Here is a 17,969-nt window from a genome sequence, read left to right on the forward strand (position 1 = left end):
TGGCTGACGGATGAGGTGGAAAACCGCTCTGAGCGGGAACAATGGAGGTAATGCCAGCGGTGAGGGCCGGGTTCCGCGCATCCGGCACTGGCTCTGCACGGAAGAAGTTGATTACGTTCCGTAGCGAACGAGGGGCGGTCGGGGTGGTCATGGGGACGTACGAAAGCACTTTCCAACTGCATCACCGCACGCTGGACGGTGCCTTCGTGCTCGTCCTGAGCGGCGAGCTGGATGCCTGGGCGGACCAGGAACTCGCCCCGCGGGCGGCCGTATTACTCGCCCGCGCCGGGCCGGATGTCGTCGTGGACCTGAGGGACGTCACCTTCCTGGATGCGGGCGGTCTGCGGCTGCTTCTGCGAATACGGGAGCGGGTGCTGTTCCACGGCGGCCGGGTCCGCCTCGTCCGGGGCGAGCCGCGGGTCTGGCGGGTGCTGCGGCTCACCGGCGTGGACTCGGTCTTCGACGTCGTGGACGGACTGCCCGCGCCCCATTGAGAACGGACTGCCCGCGCCCCAAGTCGGCGTCAGCCGAACTGCACCGAGCGCTTCGCGAGGCCCATCCAGAAGCCGTCGATGACCGACCGCTGGGTGCCGAGTTCCCCCGCCGCGTCCGCCGCGCCCATCGCGACGAACAGCGGCGCGAAGTGCTCCGTGCGTGGGTGTGCGAGCTGTCCGGCGGGGGACTTGTGTGCGAAGTCGAGCAGCGCGTCCACGTCCTGCGCGTCGAGCGCCTCACGGCCCCAGGCGTCGAACTCGGCCGACCAGGCGGGGATTCCGGGCTGCCGCAGCGCGGCCAGATTGTGCGTGAAGAAGCCGCTGCCGACGATCAGCACACCCGCGTCCCGCAGCGGTGCGAGCTTGCGCCCGATCTCCATCAGGCGGCGCGGGTCGAGGGTCGGCAGCGAGATCTGAAGGACCGGGACGTCGGCGTCCGGGTACATCTCCACGAGGGGGACATACGCCCCGTGGTCGAGCCCCCGGTCCGCGATGTCCTGCACCGGGGTACCGGCGGTGCGCAGCAATTTCCGTACCGCATCGGCCAGTTCGGGCGCGCCGGGCGCACCGTACATCACCTGGTAGTAGTGCTCGGGGAAGCCCCAGAAGTCGTACACCAGGGGCACCGTCTCGGTCGCGCCGAGCGCGAGCGGCGCCTCCTCCCAGTGCGCGGACACCATCAGGACCGCCCGCGGCCGCGGCAGCGCGGCTGACCAGGCGGCGAGCTGCCCGGGCCACAGCGCGTCGTCGGCGAGCGGCGGGGCGCCGTGGCTCAGGTAGAGGACGGGCATGCGGGCGGTCGTGGTGGTGCTCATACGGTCGAGCGTACGCCGAGATGTTTTAAGTTTCAAGAAGTTTCCAGCGGCGCCCTAGGTTCCGAGGCCCTGCCCCCGCCGAGTCCGGGGAGGCAGGGGAGGGCAGGGCCTCGGGGTCTCGGTCACCGGCGGGCGCGGCGCCCCCCGGTGCGGGTGCGCGCGCGGGCCTCGCCGGGCGGTCGGATGAACTGGAGCTCCAGGGCGGCCCGGGGGGCTGCCATCCCCGGGCCGCCGGCCTCTGCCCAGGCCAGGATGTCGTCCGTGGCGGAGTCACCCATGGCCCAGCCGATCCAGACGGCGCGCCCGCCGCGCCGCCGCCCCTCGCCCGAGGGCTGCACGACCAGGACGTTCGCCTGGTCGCAGGGGCCGAGGCAGTCCGTGGTGCGGACCGCGAACCGGCCCCCGGATGCCGCGGCGGCGGCGTGGAGCCGGTCCAGCTGCCAGGCGTGGTCGTCCTTCGGGTACTTACGCGGATTGCCGCAGCAGCAGCCCCGGCACACCACAAGCGTGCAGGGCCTCTCGCGCGCGGCACCGATGGTGATCCGCGGTCCGGACGCGCTCACCGGCCGCTCCGTCCGGACGTCAGGGGAGCGGATATCCCAGGGACCCGTGTGTCCCGTGCCTCGGCCATCCTCGTTCAGTCTCCTTCGGGGGTACGGACGCGCAGCGACTGCAGGTCGTCCTCGGTGATCTCGGCAACGGGCCGGTGCAGGGTCCAGCGGCGCGGTGCACCGCTCATCGGCAGGACGGCGACGACGGTCTCCAGCGTGGGACGGTCGGGCTCGGTGCGGGCCAACTGCCGTACGACGACGGCCGTGTCCGCGTCGAGCCGCAGCACACCGCGGATCCGCTCCCGGAGTGCGGTGGTGCGGGGGTCCCGTCCGGGCGTCGGGTCACCGTGGAGCATCTGGGCCTCTCCTTCTACGGCTGTGGGGCACGGGGGTGTCTCCCTGATCTTTGCAGGCCCGCGACGCCTGGTACGGCATCCATCAGCCGCTCCGCGGCGGGCGCAGGCTGATCCACAAAGGCCGGAAAGACGCCCCCGCGGCCCCGGGGCTCTGAGCTGCGCTGCGGGCGCGATTCAGCTCCCCGCAGTGTGGCAGTGCCGACACACTCCGGTGAGCTCGACGGTGTGCTCCACCGCGGCGAACCCGCTCTGTTCGCTGACGCGTTCGGCCCACTGCTCCACCACCTCCGCGTCCACCGTGTGGCTCTTGCTGCATACGCGGCAGATCAGATAGTGGCTGTGCCCGCGCGTGGCCCGCTTCCGGTAGAGCCGCTCGCCGGTCTCGTCGCGGACGACGTCCACGTGCCCGGAGCGCTCGAGGGCGCGCAGGGTCCGGTAGATGGTGGAGAGCCCGACAGGCGCGTCGGTCGCCGCCATCTTCAGATGCAACGCCTGCGCCGACACAAAGCCACCGCAGGAGTCCAAGGCCCGCACCACGGCGGCCCGTTGGCGGGTGTTCCGGCCGGACACCCGGCTGTTCATCAGGTCAGGCATGGGTCCCCTCACCCTGTCCGGCGCGGCTGTGCAGTGCAGATTGGCGCGACTTGTCGCAGATGCAGATGCAGATGCAGATGCAGATGGCGTGACGTGCCGTCGCCACCGTCCACGCTAATTGAAAATGACTCCCATGTCCATATGAGTGTTCGCTCATGTCTGGCTGGTGGGGCACGAGTGTCACGTCGAGCAGTCGAGCGCCTAGTCGCGCTGGACTTCCCGCACCCATGCCGTCAGGCCCGCCAGGAAACCGTCGCGTTCGGTCGGGGTCAGTTCGTCCAGGGCGCGCAGCAGGGGCTCGCCGCGGCGGGCGACGAACGTCTCGAGCGCCGGGCGGAATGGCTCGGCGAGGGTGACGAGGATGCGGCGGCGGTTGGCCGGGTCCTCGGTGCGGTCGACGATGCCCGCGCGGTTGAGTCCGCCGACGAGTTCGCTCGCGGTGGGCAGGGAGACGTGAAGGCGGCGGGCGATCTCGCTGACGGTCAGCGGTCGGCCCGCGAGGAGGTGCGGCAGTACGGCGCCGTGGCGGGGCGTGAGGTTGTGCTCCGCCATCGCGTCCCGGAGCTTCGCGGGCATCAGCTCGTGCACCAGCGGGCCGCGGAAGTGCGGTTCCAGGAGCGGTACGAGACCGATGACGTCGAGCTCCGCCGGGGTCGGTGCGCGGAGCTGGTTCTCGCGGGGCTGCCCCGCGTTCCGGGGCTTCTGCTGGTGCGGCATACTGCGAGTCTAGACAGTTTGGGAATCCAAACTGTTGGGGGATCTGAAAGGTGATGCCGTATGTCTTCGACGAGTTATCACGATGCCGTCAACGACGCCCTGGAGCGCCTGGCGGACCTCGGCTACGAGCGCGGCGCCGGGGTCGACCTGGCCAACCACGGCCCCATGGGCGCCGAGGCGCTCGCGCTGCTCGGCCACGGGGACGAGGTCGCCCGCTGGGTGGGCCGCTACCGGCGCGCGATGGAGCACCACGAGCCGCCCGAGGCCCGGTTCGCCCTGGACCCCGCCGATGCGTCGTCCTGGCGTCCGGCGCTCGGGGCGTTCCACCGGGCGGGCGACTGGGAGCAGTTGTTCCGCCGCGAGCTGGCCGAGGCGCACTGGCGTGAGGTCCTGGTGCGCTGGTGGCCCCGGCTGATCCCCGGCCTCTTCGCCGGGCTCACCCACGGCCTGATCCGTACCGCGCACGCCGTACGCGCCTTGTACGCCGCCGGTGCCGAGCCGACCCGGCTGCAACTCGACGAGCTGGCCCGCGGCCTGGCGTACTGGGCCGCCCGCTACACCGAACTGCCCGGACACCCGCGCCTGTCCGGAAACCGCGACCTGCCCGGCGCCGTCGCCGCGCTGCCGAGGGTGCCGCTCACCGGCGAGCCCGGCCCCGGCGTCGCCCAGGAGCGCTTCGGCTCGCTCACCGAACTTCCCGGCTACGACGAGGCGTTGGAGACCCTCGCCCCGCAGCGCGCGGAACGTCTCCTGGGCGACATGACACTGGAGTTCGCCGACATCTACCTCGGCCACCCCGAGGTGTTCCCGGTCCCGCTGGTCCACGGGGTCACGGCGCCCGCCGCGGTCCGCCTGGTACTGCCGCAGCTGCCGGTCGAGCTGTACGAGCCGACGCTCGCCCAACTCTGGCAGGTGCAGGCCGGGTTCCTGCTCGCGTTCACCAGTGACCGGCGCGGAGAGGGTACGGACGGGTGGCGGTCCGAGGTCCCTCAGCCGCCCTCCCCGGCCGAGCTGGGCGCGCGGGCCGCGGAACACGGCGACGAGCACGTCATCAAGTTCACGGAGGCGTGTCTGCGGGAGTATGCCCTCCGCCCTGACCCGCGCTTCCCGGCCGCTGCCGCGGCCGCGCAGCAGCGGATCACGCGTCTGGACGACGGGGGTGCGGTTGGCCGTGTGGGTCGTGGCTAGGGCCCGCGAAGATCGGGGAGATGGGCTCTGGCCCCGTGGTGATTACCCTCGACCCATGATCTCCACCTGGGACCCCGAAGCGAACGGTGTGCTGTGTCTGCCGTCCGGGCGGCTCGTGCGCGGGCGAGGGCTGCGCGGGCCGCTCCCGGAGGGGCCCGCGCCCGACTTCGGGCTGTATCTGCTCGGGCATGAACCGCCGCCCGTCGCCTGGGAGTCACGCTGGCTGCGGTGGCCGGACTTTCGGCTGCCCGCCGATCGGGCCGAGGCCCGTGAGGCGTTGCGCGTGGTCTGGGAGCGGGCCGTGGGCGAGCGCGTGGAGGTCGCGTGTGGCGGTGGGGTCGGGCGTACGGGCACGGCCTTGGCGTGTCTCGCGGTGCTCGACGGGGTGCCCGCCGGGGAGGCGGTCGCGTACGTCCGGGCGCACTATGCGCGACGCGCGGTGGAGACGCCCTGGCAGCGGCGGTACGTGGCGCGGTTCGCCTGAGACGCGAGGGATCGGTGTCACCGGTGAACGGGAAGCGCTTGCGGAGCAGCGGTTTCCGGACGTTACGGGCCGCCCCCGTTTGTCACACTTGAGCCGTGAACTTCCATCACCGCAGGTCAGCGCGTGGTTATGGGTTGAACTACCGTTGAACTTCTGCTCCTCGCACGGATGTTGAACGTGTGGGGCGGGTCAGGAGCCCGCTCTCCGTCCCGCCTGGCCAGGGCAGTTGGCCTCTTGTTCACCGTTCATCGAACACGTACGTCCGGTAATCGACCATCCGTATGGCAATCACTCTCCGCACGGACAAGACTCCAGTCCGCGACGAGCGCTCGTGGACGACGAGCCTCATCGACCAGCAACGGCCCGCCGCAATCTGCAATGACCTGCAGCGACTTGGGTCGACCACCCGCATCGACCGTCTGATGGAGAGGACACCGCCATGCGCACCCCCCTGCATGCCACCACGCGTCACGTACTCAGGGCGACGGCGGCCGCGACCGCCACCGTGGCCGTCTGCCTGCTGACCGGCACCGCCGCCGCGGCAGCCCCGGCCGCCACACCTGCCGCACCCGCCGGGGCCGAGCGGCTCTACGCCCCGAGCGACCTCGTACTGACCGTCGGCCGGGGCGAGGACGCCGCGACCGCCACCGTCGACCGCGCCGTGACCCTGAGCTGCGCGCCCCGGCCCGTCGGCACCCACCCGCACGCGCGCGCCGCCTGTGCCGAACTCGCCGCCGTGGAAGGCCGGTTCGAAGAGCTGACGAGCCGCGCCACGAACGTCATGTGTACCAAGGAATGGGACCCGAGAGTCGTGACCGCCTCGGGGGTCTGGGAGGGCAGACGGGTGTCCTGGACGGCCACGTTCGCCAACGGCTGCCAGATGCACGCGAACCTGGCGGGGAGCGCGGCACTCGCGTTCTGACACCGCCCCGCACCGCAGACGCCGCCGTAGCCGTTCGTGGGGGACGGCACGCGGCGGCGACAGCGGAACGGGTCCCTCTGCCCGGCGTCGCCCGGGCGGAGGGACCCGCTTGTCGTAAGAGCTCGATTGGAAGAGTCCGTTGGACGAGCTCGTTGGAAGAGCCGTTGGAAGAACTCGTTGTAAGGCCCTACGAGGCGGTCCTCACACGATGCCCTCGGCCACCTCCGCCTGCTCGCGCTCCGTGCCGTACGCCGACGGCGTGCTGTACGAGCGGCGGGCCACGAACCACCAGGCCGTGGCCAGGACGAGGACGACGATGAGCGCGATGGACGCGTAGTTCATGGAGTCCACCGTGACCGGCGAGGCCTGCGGCAGGCAGAACAGGACCGTCACGAAGCCGACCCAGATCACCGCGACCCAGCCGACCGGCTTGCTCCAGCGGCCCAGGTTCCACGGCCCGGGCTGGAAGCGGTCACCGGCCTTCAGGCGGAGCAGCACCGGGATGGCGTACGCGGGCGTGATCCCGATGACGTTGATCGCCGTCACCGCGCCGTACGCCGTCGCCGAGTACAGGGACGGCAGCGCGAGCACCGCGGGCAGCGCCACCGACAGCCACACCGCGGGCACCGGGGTCTGGGTCTTGGAGCTCACCCGGCGCCACAGCGAGGAGCCGGGCAGCGCGTTGTCGCGGCTGAACGCGAACACCATCCGGCTGGCCGCGGCCACCTCGGCGTTGCCGCAGAACAGTTGCGCCACGATCACCACGAGCAGCAGCGTCGACGCACCCGCCGTACCGAGGTTGTCGAGCAGGATCTGCGCGGGCGGCACCCCGGTGGCCGTGTTCTGTGTGGCCTTGTAGTCCTGGATGGCGAAGGTCAGACCGGCGAGCAGGACGAATCCGGCTATCCACGAGACCCAGATGGCCCGCACGATGCCGCGCGCCGCCGACACCGAGGCGTTGGAGGTCTCCTCCGAGAGGTGTGCGGACGCGTCGTACCCGGAGAAGGTGTACTGCGCGAGCAGCAGCCCGATCGCGGCCACGTACAACGGGTTGTCCCAGCCGGTGTCGTTGACGAACTCGCCGAAGACGAAGGACGGCGACTGGTGGCTGTCCGGGACGATCACGAGCACGCCGACGATCAGGGCGACGCCCGCCAGATGCCACCACACGCTGATCGAGTTGAGCAGGCTGACCAGACGCACGTTGAAGAGGTTCAGGCAGGCGTGCACCAGAAGGATGGCCAGGAAGATCAGGAACGTATGGCCGGGTGTCGGCTCGAAGCCGAACTGGAGGTTCAGGAACGCCCCCGTGAACAGGGCGGCGCCATAGTCGATGCCCGCGATCGCACCGAGCAGACCGAGCAGATTCAGCCAGCCCGTGTACCAGCCCCAGCGGCGGCCGCCGAGTTGGTGCGCCATGTAATAGAGCGCGCCCGAGGTGGGGTACGCACTGGTGACCTCGGCCAGGGCCATGCCGACGAACAGGACGAACAGGCCGACGCCCGCCCAGCCCCACATCATCACCGCGGGACCGCCGGTGCCCAGGCCGAAGCCGTACAGGGTCATGCAGCCGGACAGGATGGAGATGACCGAGAAGCTGATCGCGAAGTTGCCGAAGCCGCCCATGCGGCGGGCCAGGACGGGCTGGTAGCCGAGTTCTCTGAGGCGTTGGGCCTCGTCCCGTACCGGTGCTGCCTGGCGTGGGCTCGACATGGTGGTGCGGGACACGCGCGTACCTCCGGGGGTGGGGACGGGGACGGGAGTGGGGAGCGAGTGGGGGCGCTTGGGGAGTTGGGGGAAGGGGCCGTGCTGGGGGTGCGGTGGGTCAGGGGCGGCCCCGGCCGCGCCGTCCACGGCCGCGGCCGCGGCCGCCGCGCACCGCTCCGTGGCAGCGGGCCCGGGCCTGCATGAACGCCTCGACGGCGGCCTCCGGGTCGCCGGGCGCGTCGGTGCGGTACGTCCACGGAACGACCGTGAAGAACGGCTCGATGGCGCCGAACACCCGCAGCGCGTCCTGGAATTGATGCGCGCCCCACAGGGCGTGCGCCAGGTGGTTGAGGTCGAGCAGCGACATCCCGGCGGGCAGCGCGTGGTCGAACCACAGGTGCAGCGCGCGCAGCGTGTGCCGCGTCGCGTCCTCCGTTATCCAGTGCAGGTCGAGCGCGTGCTGCTGGCCGCCCTCGCGCCGGTACCGCTCCACGTGCGCGTACAGCGGCAGCAGGTGCAGGGCGGACCCGGCGGGGGCCGAAGCCGCCGCCCACTGCACGAAGTTGAGCGCCTCGGTGAGCGGGGAGTCCGGACCCCTGCGGTAGTAGGCGAACTGAAGCATCCGGTGGTACGCCTCGCGGTTGCCCGGGTCCCGCTTGTCGGCCTGGTCGAGCAGGGTCCAGGGGCCGGGGAACAGCATCGGCTCCGGCGCCGCCTCACGGTGCTCGTCCCACCGCTGGCCCTCGTCGAGCCGGGCGAGCGCGAGCCGGCAGATCCACGGCACCGGGTCCTCCGGCGAGGCACGGGAGGCCAGTTGGCTGGCCTCGGATGCCTCCCGCCACAGGTCGTTGGTGTGCCGGTGCCCGGCCCGGTGGGCGCGAAGGGCGCGCTCGACGGCGACCCGGGCGTGCAGGACGGTCGCGGCGACGCTGTTCGGCTCCTCCGACCGCCACAGCCGCACCACGTCGGAGCCCGCGGCCGCGGCCGCCAGAATCTGCGTACGTTGCGTCCACAGGCCCCAGTCGGGGGTCTCGGTCAGCAAATTCCGCGTCGACACCCACCGCCCCGCCTTGAGGTCCTGAAGGACCGCACGCAGCGGTTCGTCGTGTCCTGCCGGGTGGTACACCGGGCGGGCGGTGGGCAACGGCATGGATCCCCTGGCACTCGTGGAGCGCACAGAGTCACCGAACGCTCCCAGGATGTGATGGAGTTGGACGGCGATCAGTGTAGAGCGGACGGTTCCGATTCAGCAGTGGTCCTTGAAATTCTCTTGATCTACCTGTGACAACTTGCTGCATCTATCTGTGACAACTCGCCGTCCTCTGGTGCACGTTGCTCTTCCGCCCCGAGGGCCTTGGCTCTATGGCTCTATCGCTCCAGGGCGCCTTGACGGGCTCGCGAGGGGTGTTGCACGCTGCCGCGGTGATCACGTCGACCGCCCGACCCGTACTCGCCGTCGATCAGGGCACCTCCGGCACCAAGGCCCTGGTCCTCTGCCCGGAGCGCGGCGTCATCGGCTCCGGCCAGGCGCCGGTACGCCCCCGCTATCTGCCCGGCGGCCGGGTCGAGGTGGACCCCGCCGAGCTGTACGACTCCGTCGTCGACGCCGGCCGGCAGGCCCTCGCGCAGGCCGGTGAACCCGTCGCCGCGGTGGGCCTCGCCAACCAGGGCGAGACCGTACTCGCCTGGGACCCGGACAGCGGCGAACCGCTCACCGACGCGCTCGTCTGGCAGGACAAGCGAGCCGAATCGGTCTGCACCGAACTCGCCCCGCACGCAGACGAGTTGCGGCACCTCACCGGCCTGCCGCTCGACCCCTACTTCGCCGCGCCCAAGATGCGCTGGATCCGCCGCCACCTCACCCGCGACGGCGTCGTCACCACCAGCGACGCCTGGCTGGTGCACCGGCTCACCGGCGCCTTCGCCACCGACGCCGCCACCGCGGGCCGCACCCAGCTCCTCGACCTCGACACCGCCACCTGGTCCGAGCGCGCCCTCGACCTCTACGGGCTCGCCGACGAACGCCTGCCGAACGTGGTCGACGCCGCCGGACACGTCGGCAGCACCCGCGCCTTCGACCCCTCGGGCCCCGAACTCCCGCTCACCGGGCTGCTCGTGGACCAGCAGGCCGCGCTGCTCGCCCAGGACGTCACCGAGCCCGGCGCCGCCAAGTGCACCTACGGCACCGGCGCGTTCCTGCTCGCGCAGACCGGCGACCGGCCGCGCCGCGGCGACTCCGGCCTGGTCAGCTGTGTCGCCTGGCGGCTCGGCGGACGTACCGACTACTGCCTCGACGGCCAGGTCTACACCGCCGCCTCCGCGGTCCGCTGGTTCACCGACCTCGGCGTCATCGGCGGCGCCGAGGACCTCGACCGGGTCGGCTCGGCCGTCCCCGACACCGGCGGCGTCACCTTCGTGCCCGCACTCGCCGGGCTGGCCGCCCCCTGGTGGCGCGGCGACGTCCGCGGCTCCCTGACCGGGCTCGGCCTCGACACCACCGGCGGCCACCTGGTGCGCGCCCTGTGCGAGGGCATCGCCGCGCAGGTCGCCGAGCTCGCCGATGCCGTCGCCACCGACCTCGGACACCCCCTGAACGGCCTGCGCGTCGACGGCGGCCTGACCCGCTCCGCACTGCTCCTCCAGACCCAGGCGGACCTCCTCCAACTGCCCGTGGAGGTCTCCGAGTTGCCCGACGCCACGGCCCTGGGCGCCGCCGCCGTGGCCCGGCTCGGGCTCGACCCGGCCCTCGGCCTGCCCGACGTGCTGCCCGAGCGCCGCACCGGCGCCGTGTACGAGCCGCGCATCCCGGCCGACCGGGCGGCCGAACGCCGGGCGGCCTTCGCCGCCGAGGTGACCGCGCTCCTTGACCGTACGGACCGTACGCCGTCATGACCGCACCCGAGCCGGGCCGCGCCACGGGGGCCGGACGGACCGGACGCCTCACGAGGACCGGACCCGTCACAAGGGCCGGCACGCAGCCCGCCGCGCCGTACGACGTCACCGTGATCGGCGCCGGAGTCGTCGGCACGGCCATCGCCCGCGAACTGGCCCGCTACCGGCTGCGCACCGCCGTCGTGGAGGCCCGCGAGGACGTCGGTGAGGGCACGTCCAAGGCCAACACCGCGATCCTGCACACCGGTTTCGACGCCGTGCCCGGCTCCCTGGAGGCCCGCCTCGTCCGCGACGGGCAGCGCCGCCTCGCCGCGTACGCCGCCGAGTGCGGCATCCCCGTCGAGCCGGTCGGCGCACTGCTCGTCGCCTGGAACGAGGAACAGCGCGCGGCCCTGCCCGCCCTGCGCGAGAAGGCCCTCCGCAACGAGGCCATCCGCGATGAGAACACTGTTGCCCGCCTGATCGACGCGGCCGAACTCTACGCCCGCGAGCCCCACTTGGGCCCCGGCGCCCTCGCCGCCCTCGACGTGCCGGGCGAGAGCATCATCTGCCCCTGGACCACCACCCTGGCGTACGCGACCCAGGCGGTACGCTCCGGCGTCGACCTGCACCTCACCTGTCCGGTCCGGGAGATCACCCGGTCCGCGGAGGGCGACGAGGGCGTACAAGGAGGCGGCGGCGAGGGCGTACCAGAGGACGTACACCTCGTGCACACCGCCCGCGGCACGCTGCGCACCCGCTGGCTGGTCAACGCCGCCGGACTGCACGCCGACACCGTCGACCGGATGCTCGGCCACGACGACTTCACCGTCACACCGCGCCGCGGCCAGCTGATCGTCTTCGACAAGTTCGCCCGCGACCTGGTCCGGCACATCCTGCTTCCGGTGCCGACCGCGCTCGGCAAGGGCGTTCTCGTCGCGCCCACGGTGTACGGCAATGTGCTGCTCGGCCCCACGGCCGAGGACCTGGACAGCGACGAGGACAGCAAGCGCGCCACCCGGACCACCGCCGATGGCCTCGCGGGCCTGCGCGAGCAGGGCCGCCGCATCCTGCCCGATCTGCTCGACGAGGAGGTCACCACGGTCTACGCCGGGCTGCGCGCCGCCACCGAGCAGGACGACTACCGCATCGGCGTACGCCCCGAGCAGCGCACCGTCACCGTCGGCGGCATCCGCTCCACCGGCCTCACCGCCTCGATGGGCATCGCCGCGTACGTCGTGGAACTGCTCGGCGAGGCAGGTCTGAAGCTGGACGCGGCAGGGGAGTTGGCGCCGGTGCGGATGCCGAACCTCGGCGAGGCCTTCCCGCGCCCGTACCAGCGGGCCGACCTCATCGCCGCCGACCCCGCGTACGGCCGGATCGTCTGCCACTGCGAGCGCGTCACCCAGGGCGAGATCCGCGACGCCCTCACCGCGCCGGTCCCGCCCGCCACCCTCGACGGCCTACGCCGCCGCACCCGCGCGCGTGCGGGCCGCTGCCAGGGCTTCGCCTGCGGGGCGGCGGTGCGGGAGCTGTTCGAGACGGCGGTACGGGATACGGGCGTACGGGACAGGGAGTGGGACTCGGAGCAGGGCATGGGGCCGGACGGGGTGACCGGGCAGTGAGGCGGCAGCGGGATGTGGACGTCCTGATCGTCGGCGCGGGACCCGCCGGGCTCACCGCCGCCCTCGTCCTGGCGTCCGCCGGGGCGGGCTCGGTCGAGGTGCTTGAGCGGGAGCAGCGGCCGGGCGGTGTCCCGCGCCACTGCGATCACGGTGGCTTCGGCAGCCCCTGGACGAGCGGGCCGCGCTTCGCCGCCCAACTCACGTCCGGGGCGCGCGTCGCGGGCGCGCGGGTGCGGACCTCCGTCACCGCCACCGCCTGGGCGGGCCCGCGCACCCTGGACGTCACCGGCCCCGGCGGCCTGGAGCGGATCGCGGCGCGGGCCGTCGTCCTCGCCACCGGCGCCCGCGAACGCCCGTGCCCGGCCCGGCTCGTACCCGGCACCCGCCCCTCCGGCATCTGGACGACCGGCGAACTCCAGCAGGTCACTCACGGGCCTACGGGGCTACGTGGCCCACGGCTCGGCACCCGCGCGGTCGTGGTGGGCGCCGAACCGGTGGCGTACGCGGCCCTTGCCACGCTGCGCCGCGCGGGCGTCCCCGTGGTCGCCCAGATCACCGAGGAGGCCGGGCGCGGCTGGTTGACGGGGATGCCGCGGCGCGCGGCCCGGACCCGCCTTGGCGCCATCGTGCCGCTGCTCACCGACACCACGGTGAGCGAAGTCCTCGGCCACGGCCGCCTGACCGGCGTACGACTACGGCACGAGAGCGGCCGTACGACCCAAGTCCCTTGCGACACCCTGGTATTCACCGGCGAGTTCGTGCCCGACCACGAACTCGCCCGGCACGCCGGGCTCCGCCTCGACCCCGGCACCCGTGGACCGGCCGTGGACGGCACGTTCCGCACCGCCGAACCGGGCGTCTTCGCCGTCGGCAACGTGCTGCACGCCGTGGAACCCGCCACCGTCGCGGCCGCCGAGGGTGCCGCGGCCGCGGGAGCGGTACTGCGCCAGCTCGCCGACCCTGCCACGGACTGGCCCACCACCGGCCCCGAGCTACGGGTCGCCTCGCCGCTGCGCTGGGTCACGCCGAACCGGATGCCCGTGGCGGGGCCGTTGACGGTACGGGCCGACGGTGCGCTCGGTGCGCTGCGCGGCGCCGTTGTGGTGGTCGAGCAGGACGGGCGGGTGCTGCACCGGGAGCGCGTCGGTGGGTTCGGCGCGGCGGCGTGGCAGCGGGGGCGGCGGACGTTCCGGGTCAAGGGGGAGTGGTCGGACCGGGTGGACCCGGCAGGTGGGGCGGTCGTGGTAGGGCTCGCCTGACCGGGCGCACGGCCGTAACAGCGGCCCCGTAACAAGGGTTTGGCCAACAAGGGTTTGGCCTCCCTGCGCTCGCACCGCGCAGAGAGGCCAAACGGCTGTCGCCGGGGATTCCGGCAGCCCGGGTGTCAGGAGGCGAACACGACGGGCGGTGCACCGGCGACGGGAGGAGGGTCCTTCATTTCCGCTGAGATGACGTTCGCGTCTGTCCCAAATCCTCAACTGGCGTCGATCCGTGCGGTAACGGTCACCGAGTGCGGTCCCGGCGCTGACTGCCCGATCGAGGGAATCGGATGCTTTTCGGCGTGCGTCAGTGCGACGGGAGGTTGCCGGGCTTGCGCAGCATGCACCAGGTGCGCGGGCCGTCGTCCGGCAGTGCGAGGTCGGCCGTGACCCTCGACTCCCACGGTGGCGAGGAACCACGCGGGTTCGCGCGGATGGTGCGGCTCCAGAGCGCGCTCCTGAAAGCGCCTGAGCTGGTCCTCATGGTCGTCCGCCGCGTTCCCCGCCTCGCCCACGAGTGGCCCCCACGCGCCGCCCAGCTCAGGCGTCGCGCTCCCCCTCCGGAGCTTTCCCGCAAGGCCCCATATTCCCACCCGTCACTCAAGTCCCTTACGCTGCACGGTGGTTGACGCCCGACGACCACGGGCGTACGGACGACAGGGCGTGGGAGGGGACGCGGGTATGGGCGTGGGGGACATAGGCCGACGGCGTGGGCGGGCCATGCGGGGAGTTGCGGCGGTGGTCGTCGGCCTCGGGCTCTGCCTGGGCGGGGTGGCGGCGGTCGCGCAACCGTCCGGTGACGCCGCCGCGGACGACCCCGGTGCGCTGCCCTACTCGGGCAGTACGGGGGTCGGTGTCCACAACGCGTACGAGAAGGACAAGTACCCGTACTTCGCCGACGCCCTCGATTCGGGTGCCGCGATGCTCGAACTCGACGTCTGGACCAATGCGTTCGGGAGCTCCTGGCGGGTCTCGCACAGCAATCCGCTGGGCAACGACAACAACTGCGAGAACGCCGCGCATGCCGGAGAGCTGCGCAGCAAGAAGCGCGACCAGGACCTCGGCGGCTGCCTCGCCGACATCCGGGCCTGGCACGACGCTCACCCGGGCCACCGCCCCGTACTCCTCAAGGTGGAGATGAAGGACGGCTTCAAGGCCGACGGCGGCCGTGGCCCCGCCCAACTCGACGCCCTGCTCACCGAGAAGCTCGGTGACGCGCTCTTCCGCCCCGCCGACCTGACGGGCGTCGGCCACGCCACCCTCGACGAGGCCGTGCGGGCGGATGGCTGGCCGGGGCGCGGCGCCATGGCGGGCAAGTTCGTGGTCGAGCTGATCCCCGGCACCGTCGAGGAGGACAACCCGGCCGATGACCTGTGGACCGACCGCGAGTACGCGACCCATCTGCGCGACCTCGCCGGTGCCGGGCGGTTGCGCGAGGCCGCCGCCTTCCCCGCGGTGCACGGGGCGGAGGCGGGCGACCCGCGCGAGCGGTACCAGGACGCCACGATCCGGCCCTGGTTCGTGCTCTTCGACGGCGACGCCACCGCGTACGCGGGCGACGGCGCCGCTATCGACACCGGCTGGTACGACCGGCGCCACTACCTCCTCGTGATGACCGACGCGCATGCCGTGCCGCCCGCCATCGACGCCGTCCGCCCGGCCGAGCAGGATGCCCGGGACCGGGTCGCCCTGCTCGCCGGGCGGCACGCGAGCATCGCCTCGGCGGACTGGTACCCGTTGCCGGATGTCCTCGCCACGGTCCTGCCGCGCGGCTGAACCGCCTGCTGAATAGCCCTTAGTAGGGCCGGTCGCCCGCGATGGCCACGCGCTCCGCGACCCGGCGGTGCGGGTGGTAGTCGTCCACCGCGTAGTGCTGTGTGGCGCGGTTGTCCCAGAATGCCACGTCGCCCGGCTGCCAGTGGAACCGCACCTGGTACTCGGGCACGTGCGCCTGCCGTACGAGATAGCTGAGCAGCCGGTCGCTCTCGTCCCGGTCCAGGCCCACGATGTGCGTGGTGAACGAGGTGTTCACGAAGAGCATCTTGCGGCCGGTCTCCGGGTGCGTGCGCACCACCGGGTGGGTCACGGGCGGAAACTGCTCCTGGAGCGGGATCAGCTTCTGCGGCCCGTAGAAGCGGATGAAGCCGGGGATGAAGTCGTGCACCGCCGTCGCCCCGTCGATCCGCTCCTTGATCTCCTCGGGCAGGTTGTCGTACGCGGCCGCCATGTCCGCCCACATGGTGTCCCCGCCCACTGGCGGCACCTCGTGCAGCTGGAGTACGGCGCCCATCGCGGGTCGCTCGCGGAACGTCACATCGGCGTGCCAGACGTTCTCGAACGTGGGCGTCTGTCCGCTGGCCTTGTCGAACCGTACGACCTCGTCGGCGTCACCGCGGGCGAGCAGCGGGTTGGTCTCGAGGTCGCCCCAGTTGCGGGCGAAGTCCCGCTGCTGCGCGGAGGTGAGGTGGGCGCCGCGGAAGAACAGCACCTTCCACTCCAGAAGAGCCCGGTTCAGCTCCTCGCGCAGCGCGGGAGTGAGCGGCCGGGAGAGGTCGGCGCCACGGATCTCGGCACCGATGACGCGGCCCTGCGGAACGACCTCGATCAGCTCGTACGGGCGCTCCGCGACACCTTCGGGCAGGCGGCGCAGGGTGCGGCGGCCCTCGTACATGCCGTCGGCGGGAACGCGGGCTTCGCGCAGGGTGGGGGACGAAACGGTGGAAATAGACACAATGATCCTCTGGGTGCGAGTAGGGAAAGCGCGAACGGGGACCGCTGTGTAGAGCTATCGACCCGATCGCTCGCACCCGCAGCGCCATGGGACGTTGAAGGTCCCCAGGGCGGCGGTCAGGTGCAGGATCATGCGGGCCATTGTGGGACCGGCCCCGCCCATCGGTCAACCGGATCTTGACGGGCCGCGGGTACCCCGTGACGATCGTGTCCATGACGCACCCCTCGGTGAGCAAGGCTTCGGCGCGCCACCCTTCGGTGATCGTGGTCCTGACCGACCAGCAGCGCTGGGACACCACCGGTGTGCACGGCAACCCGGCCGATGTCACCCCGGAGTTCGACCGGATCGCCCGCGAGGGCAGCCACGTACGGACGGCCATCACGCCCAACCCGGTGTGCGCGCCCGCCCGTTCGGCGCTACAGACCGGCCGCTTCCCGACCGCGACCGGGGTGTTCCGTAACGGCCTGCCGCTGCGCCGCGAACTGCCCACGCTCGCGGGCGAGTTCGCCAAGGCCGGATACGTCACCGGCTACATCGGCAAGTGGCATCTGTCCGGCGAGGAACAGCCCGACGGCCCGGTGCCGCCCGAGCGGCGCGGCGGCTTCCAGGAGTGGCTCGTCTCGGACCGCTTGGAGTTCACCTCGGACGCGTACCGCACGGTGCTCTTCGACGGCGACGGCGAGCCGGTGCGGCTGCCCGGCTACCGCTCGGACGCGCTGGTCGACGCGGCGATCCGGTTCGTCGCCGACCACCACGAGCGCCCCTTCCTGCTCTTCCTGTCCCTGCTCGAACCGCACCACCAGAACGCCACCGACGACTATCCGGCCCCCGACGGCTACCGCGAGCGCTACGAAGGCAGCTGGCTCCCCCCGGACCTCGCGGCCCTCGGCCCGCACGCACCCCGCGGCGGCCCGCACCGCCACATCGGCGGCTACCTCGGCCAGATCAAACGCGTCGACGAGGGCGTGGCCCGGCTCCGCGACGCGCTGCGCAGCCTCGGCATCGCGGACGACACGGTGCTCGCCTGGACCGCCGACCACGGCTCCCACTTCCGCACCCGCAACGGCGAGTACAAGCGCTCCGCCCACGAGGCCTCCGTGCGCGTCCCGCTCGCCCTGACCGGACCCGGCTTCACGGGCGGCGGCGCGATCCGGCACCCGGTGAGCACGGTCGACCTGATGCCCACACTCCTGGACGCCGCGGGCCTCCCGCTGCCCGACGGTCTGCACGGCCGCTCCCTGCTGCCCCTCACCGGCGGCGGCACCGACCCCGGCCGCCCGGAGGACGTCTACGTCCAGATCAGCGAGGACCACGTGGGCCGGGCCCTGCGTACCGACCGATGGAAGTACGCGGTCACGGCGCCGGACGCCGACGCCTGGAACGAGCCCGGCGCGCCCCGCTATACGGAGACCGAGCTGTACGACCTGCACGCCGACCCGTACGAACTCGACAACCTCGCCGGACTCGACTCCCACCGCGCCATCGCCGACGGGCTACGGGACCGGCTGCTCGCCTGGCTCGGACGTACGGAGGAACCGGCCGCGGTCATCGACCCGGCCCCGCCCCGCGCGGCGGGCGGTCGCCGAGCGGATCCCGAGGTCGGGGGCCTCGCGTGGGACGGGGTTCGCTTCGGGCACCAGGTGCGGGGCAAGTAG

Annotated in this window: 18 protein-coding genes; 9 read left to right on the plus strand and 9 right to left on the minus strand. The window is 72.3% G+C overall.

Going from position 1 to position 17,969, the window contains the following annotated elements; all coding sequences use genetic code 11:
* The first annotated feature begins 149 nt into the window (after nucleotides 1-149).
* Nucleotides 150-494 (plus strand): STAS domain-containing protein, encoded by a 345-nt coding sequence (locus tag ACWD10_RS05905; RefSeq protein ID WP_451087450.1) that lies wholly within the window; start codon nucleotides 150-152, stop codon nucleotides 492-494.
* 29 nt (nucleotides 495-523) lie between these two features.
* Here the strand turns inward: ACWD10_RS05905 and ACWD10_RS05910 are convergent, their stop codons facing one another.
* From ACWD10_RS05910 to ACWD10_RS05930, 5 genes are all read right to left on the minus strand, one after another.
* Nucleotides 524-1,309 (minus strand): dioxygenase family protein, encoded by a 786-nt coding sequence (locus tag ACWD10_RS05910; protein WP_451087452.1) that lies wholly within the window; start codon nucleotides 1,307-1,309, stop codon nucleotides 524-526.
* A 122-nt stretch (nucleotides 1,310-1,431) separates the two neighbouring features.
* A complete protein-coding gene (locus ACWD10_RS05915; RefSeq protein ID WP_451087454.1) occupies nucleotides 1,432-1,872 on the minus strand; it encodes a (2Fe-2S) ferredoxin domain-containing protein in 441 nt (146 codons plus the stop codon).
* A gap of 74 nt (nucleotides 1,873-1,946) precedes the next feature.
* The gene (locus ACWD10_RS05920) at nucleotides 1,947-2,216 is read right to left on the minus strand and encodes a hypothetical protein (protein ID WP_451087456.1); all 270 of its coding nucleotides are present in this window, start codon (nucleotides 2,214-2,216) and stop codon (nucleotides 1,947-1,949) included.
* Nucleotides 2,217-2,390: 174 nt separating this feature from the next.
* On the minus strand, nucleotides 2,391-2,810 hold the full coding sequence (locus ACWD10_RS05925; RefSeq protein ID WP_451087458.1) for a Fur family transcriptional regulator: 420 nt from the start codon (nucleotides 2,808-2,810) through the stop codon (nucleotides 2,391-2,393).
* Nucleotides 2,811-3,011: 201 nt separating this feature from the next.
* Complete coding sequence (locus tag ACWD10_RS05930) at nucleotides 3,012-3,527, minus strand: MarR family winged helix-turn-helix transcriptional regulator (RefSeq protein ID WP_451087460.1); 516 nt, start codon at nucleotides 3,525-3,527, stop codon at nucleotides 3,012-3,014.
* A 60-nt stretch (nucleotides 3,528-3,587) separates the two neighbouring features.
* Between ACWD10_RS05930 and ACWD10_RS05935 the strand changes: the two genes are divergently transcribed.
* The 3 genes from ACWD10_RS05935 (at nucleotide 3,588) to ACWD10_RS05945 (ending at nucleotide 6,121) form a co-directional block, all read left to right on the plus strand.
* Nucleotides 3,588-4,715, plus strand: a complete 1,128-nt coding sequence (locus ACWD10_RS05935) for a questin oxidase family protein (protein ID WP_451087462.1) — start codon at nucleotides 3,588-3,590, stop codon at nucleotides 4,713-4,715.
* A gap of 55 nt (nucleotides 4,716-4,770) precedes the next feature.
* Nucleotides 4,771-5,199, plus strand: coding sequence for a protein-tyrosine phosphatase family protein (locus ACWD10_RS05940; RefSeq protein ID WP_451087464.1), 429 nt, complete (start codon nucleotides 4,771-4,773; stop codon nucleotides 5,197-5,199).
* Nucleotides 5,200-5,638: 439 nt separating this feature from the next.
* Nucleotides 5,639-6,121, plus strand: coding sequence for a subtilase-type protease inhibitor (locus ACWD10_RS05945; RefSeq protein WP_451087466.1), 483 nt, complete (start codon nucleotides 5,639-5,641; stop codon nucleotides 6,119-6,121).
* 201 nt (nucleotides 6,122-6,322) lie between these two features.
* Here ACWD10_RS05945 and ACWD10_RS05950 read toward each other — a convergent pair whose 3' ends face one another.
* Together ACWD10_RS05950 and ACWD10_RS05955 are read right to left on the minus strand one after the other, a co-directional pair.
* Nucleotides 6,323-7,834, minus strand: coding sequence for an amino acid permease (locus ACWD10_RS05950; protein ID WP_451087801.1), 1,512 nt, complete (start codon nucleotides 7,832-7,834; stop codon nucleotides 6,323-6,325).
* A gap of 112 nt (nucleotides 7,835-7,946) precedes the next feature.
* A complete protein-coding gene (locus tag ACWD10_RS05955) occupies nucleotides 7,947-8,978 on the minus strand; it encodes a hypothetical protein (protein ID WP_451087468.1) in 1,032 nt (343 codons plus the stop codon).
* A gap of 272 nt (nucleotides 8,979-9,250) precedes the next feature.
* On the opposite strand from ACWD10_RS05955, the gene ACWD10_RS05960 reads away from it, so the two are divergent.
* From ACWD10_RS05960 to ACWD10_RS05970, 3 genes are read left to right on the plus strand one after another with little or no spacing between them, the layout of a single operon-like run.
* Entirely contained in the window at nucleotides 9,251-10,720 is a 1,470-nt protein-coding gene (locus ACWD10_RS05960; protein ID WP_451087470.1) for an FGGY family carbohydrate kinase, read from the plus strand.
* Nucleotides 10,717-12,324 carry an FAD-dependent oxidoreductase gene (locus ACWD10_RS05965; RefSeq protein ID WP_451087472.1) on the plus strand — a complete coding sequence of 536 codons (1,608 nt, stop codon included), beginning with the start codon at nucleotides 10,717-10,719 and terminating at the stop codon, nucleotides 12,322-12,324. Before ACWD10_RS05960 ends, ACWD10_RS05965 begins: the two co-directional genes overlap by 4 nt.
* Entirely contained in the window at nucleotides 12,321-13,583 is a 1,263-nt protein-coding gene (locus ACWD10_RS05970) for an NAD(P)/FAD-dependent oxidoreductase (RefSeq protein ID WP_451087474.1), read from the plus strand. Before ACWD10_RS05965 ends, ACWD10_RS05970 begins: the two co-directional genes overlap by 4 nt.
* 307 nt (nucleotides 13,584-13,890) lie before the next feature.
* Here the strand turns inward: ACWD10_RS05970 and ACWD10_RS05975 are convergent, their stop codons facing one another.
* Nucleotides 13,891-14,067, minus strand: coding sequence for a hypothetical protein (locus ACWD10_RS05975; RefSeq protein ID WP_451087476.1), 177 nt, complete (start codon nucleotides 14,065-14,067; stop codon nucleotides 13,891-13,893).
* A 236-nt stretch (nucleotides 14,068-14,303) separates the two neighbouring features.
* Between ACWD10_RS05975 and ACWD10_RS05980 the strand changes: the two genes are divergently transcribed.
* Complete coding sequence (locus tag ACWD10_RS05980; RefSeq protein ID WP_451087478.1) at nucleotides 14,304-15,359, plus strand: phosphatidylinositol-specific phospholipase C domain-containing protein; 1,056 nt, start codon at nucleotides 14,304-14,306, stop codon at nucleotides 15,357-15,359.
* A 19-nt stretch (nucleotides 15,360-15,378) separates the two neighbouring features.
* Here ACWD10_RS05980 and ACWD10_RS05985 read toward each other — a convergent pair whose 3' ends face one another.
* Nucleotides 15,379-16,254 carry a TauD/TfdA dioxygenase family protein gene (locus tag ACWD10_RS05985; RefSeq protein ID WP_451087803.1) on the minus strand — a complete coding sequence of 292 codons (876 nt, stop codon included), beginning with the start codon at nucleotides 16,252-16,254 and terminating at the stop codon, nucleotides 15,379-15,381.
* Nucleotides 16,255-16,526: 272 nt separating this feature from the next.
* On the opposite strand from ACWD10_RS05985, the gene ACWD10_RS05990 reads away from it, so the two are divergent.
* A complete protein-coding gene (locus ACWD10_RS05990) occupies nucleotides 16,527-17,969 on the plus strand; it encodes a sulfatase-like hydrolase/transferase (protein ID WP_451087480.1) in 1,443 nt (480 codons plus the stop codon).

The sequence above is a fragment of the Streptomyces sp. NPDC002851 genome (assembly GCF_053591935.1).

What these genes read in the sequence shown, in the direction of transcription:
- ACWD10_RS05905 (WP_451087450.1), top strand. Translation starts at nt 150, where the DNA reads ATGGGGACGTACGAAAGCACTTTCCAACTGCATCACCGCACGCTGGAC.
- ACWD10_RS05910 (WP_451087452.1), bottom strand. Translation starts at nt 1,309, where the DNA reads ATGAGCACCACCACGACCGCCCGCATGCCCGTCCTCTACCTGAGCCAC.
- ACWD10_RS05920 (WP_451087456.1), bottom strand. Translation starts at nt 2,216, where the DNA reads ATGCTCCACGGTGACCCGACGCCCGGACGGGACCCCCGCACCACCGCA.
- ACWD10_RS05925 (WP_451087458.1), bottom strand. Translation starts at nt 2,810, where the DNA reads ATGCCTGACCTGATGAACAGCCGGGTGTCCGGCCGGAACACCCGCCAA.
- ACWD10_RS05930 (WP_451087460.1), bottom strand. Translation starts at nt 3,527, where the DNA reads ATGCCGCACCAGCAGAAGCCCCGGAACGCGGGGCAGCCCCGCGAGAAC.
- ACWD10_RS05935 (WP_451087462.1), top strand. Translation starts at nt 3,588, where the DNA reads ATGTCTTCGACGAGTTATCACGATGCCGTCAACGACGCCCTGGAGCGC.
- ACWD10_RS05940 (WP_451087464.1), top strand. Translation starts at nt 4,771, where the DNA reads ATGATCTCCACCTGGGACCCCGAAGCGAACGGTGTGCTGTGTCTGCCG.
- ACWD10_RS05945 (WP_451087466.1), top strand. Translation starts at nt 5,639, where the DNA reads ATGCGCACCCCCCTGCATGCCACCACGCGTCACGTACTCAGGGCGACG.
- ACWD10_RS05950 (WP_451087801.1), bottom strand. Translation starts at nt 7,834, where the DNA reads ATGTCGAGCCCACGCCAGGCAGCACCGGTACGGGACGAGGCCCAACGC.
- ACWD10_RS05955 (WP_451087468.1), bottom strand. Translation starts at nt 8,978, where the DNA reads ATGCCGTTGCCCACCGCCCGCCCGGTGTACCACCCGGCAGGACACGAC.
- ACWD10_RS05965 (WP_451087472.1), top strand. Translation starts at nt 10,717, where the DNA reads ATGACCGCACCCGAGCCGGGCCGCGCCACGGGGGCCGGACGGACCGGA.
- ACWD10_RS05975 (WP_451087476.1), bottom strand. Translation starts at nt 14,067, where the DNA reads ATGAGGACCAGCTCAGGCGCTTTCAGGAGCGCGCTCTGGAGCCGCACC.
- ACWD10_RS05980 (WP_451087478.1), top strand. Translation starts at nt 14,304, where the DNA reads ATGCGGGGAGTTGCGGCGGTGGTCGTCGGCCTCGGGCTCTGCCTGGGC.
- ACWD10_RS05985 (WP_451087803.1), bottom strand. Translation starts at nt 16,254, where the DNA reads ATGTACGAGGGCCGCCGCACCCTGCGCCGCCTGCCCGAAGGTGTCGCG.
- ACWD10_RS05990 (WP_451087480.1), top strand. Translation starts at nt 16,527, where the DNA reads ATGACGCACCCCTCGGTGAGCAAGGCTTCGGCGCGCCACCCTTCGGTG.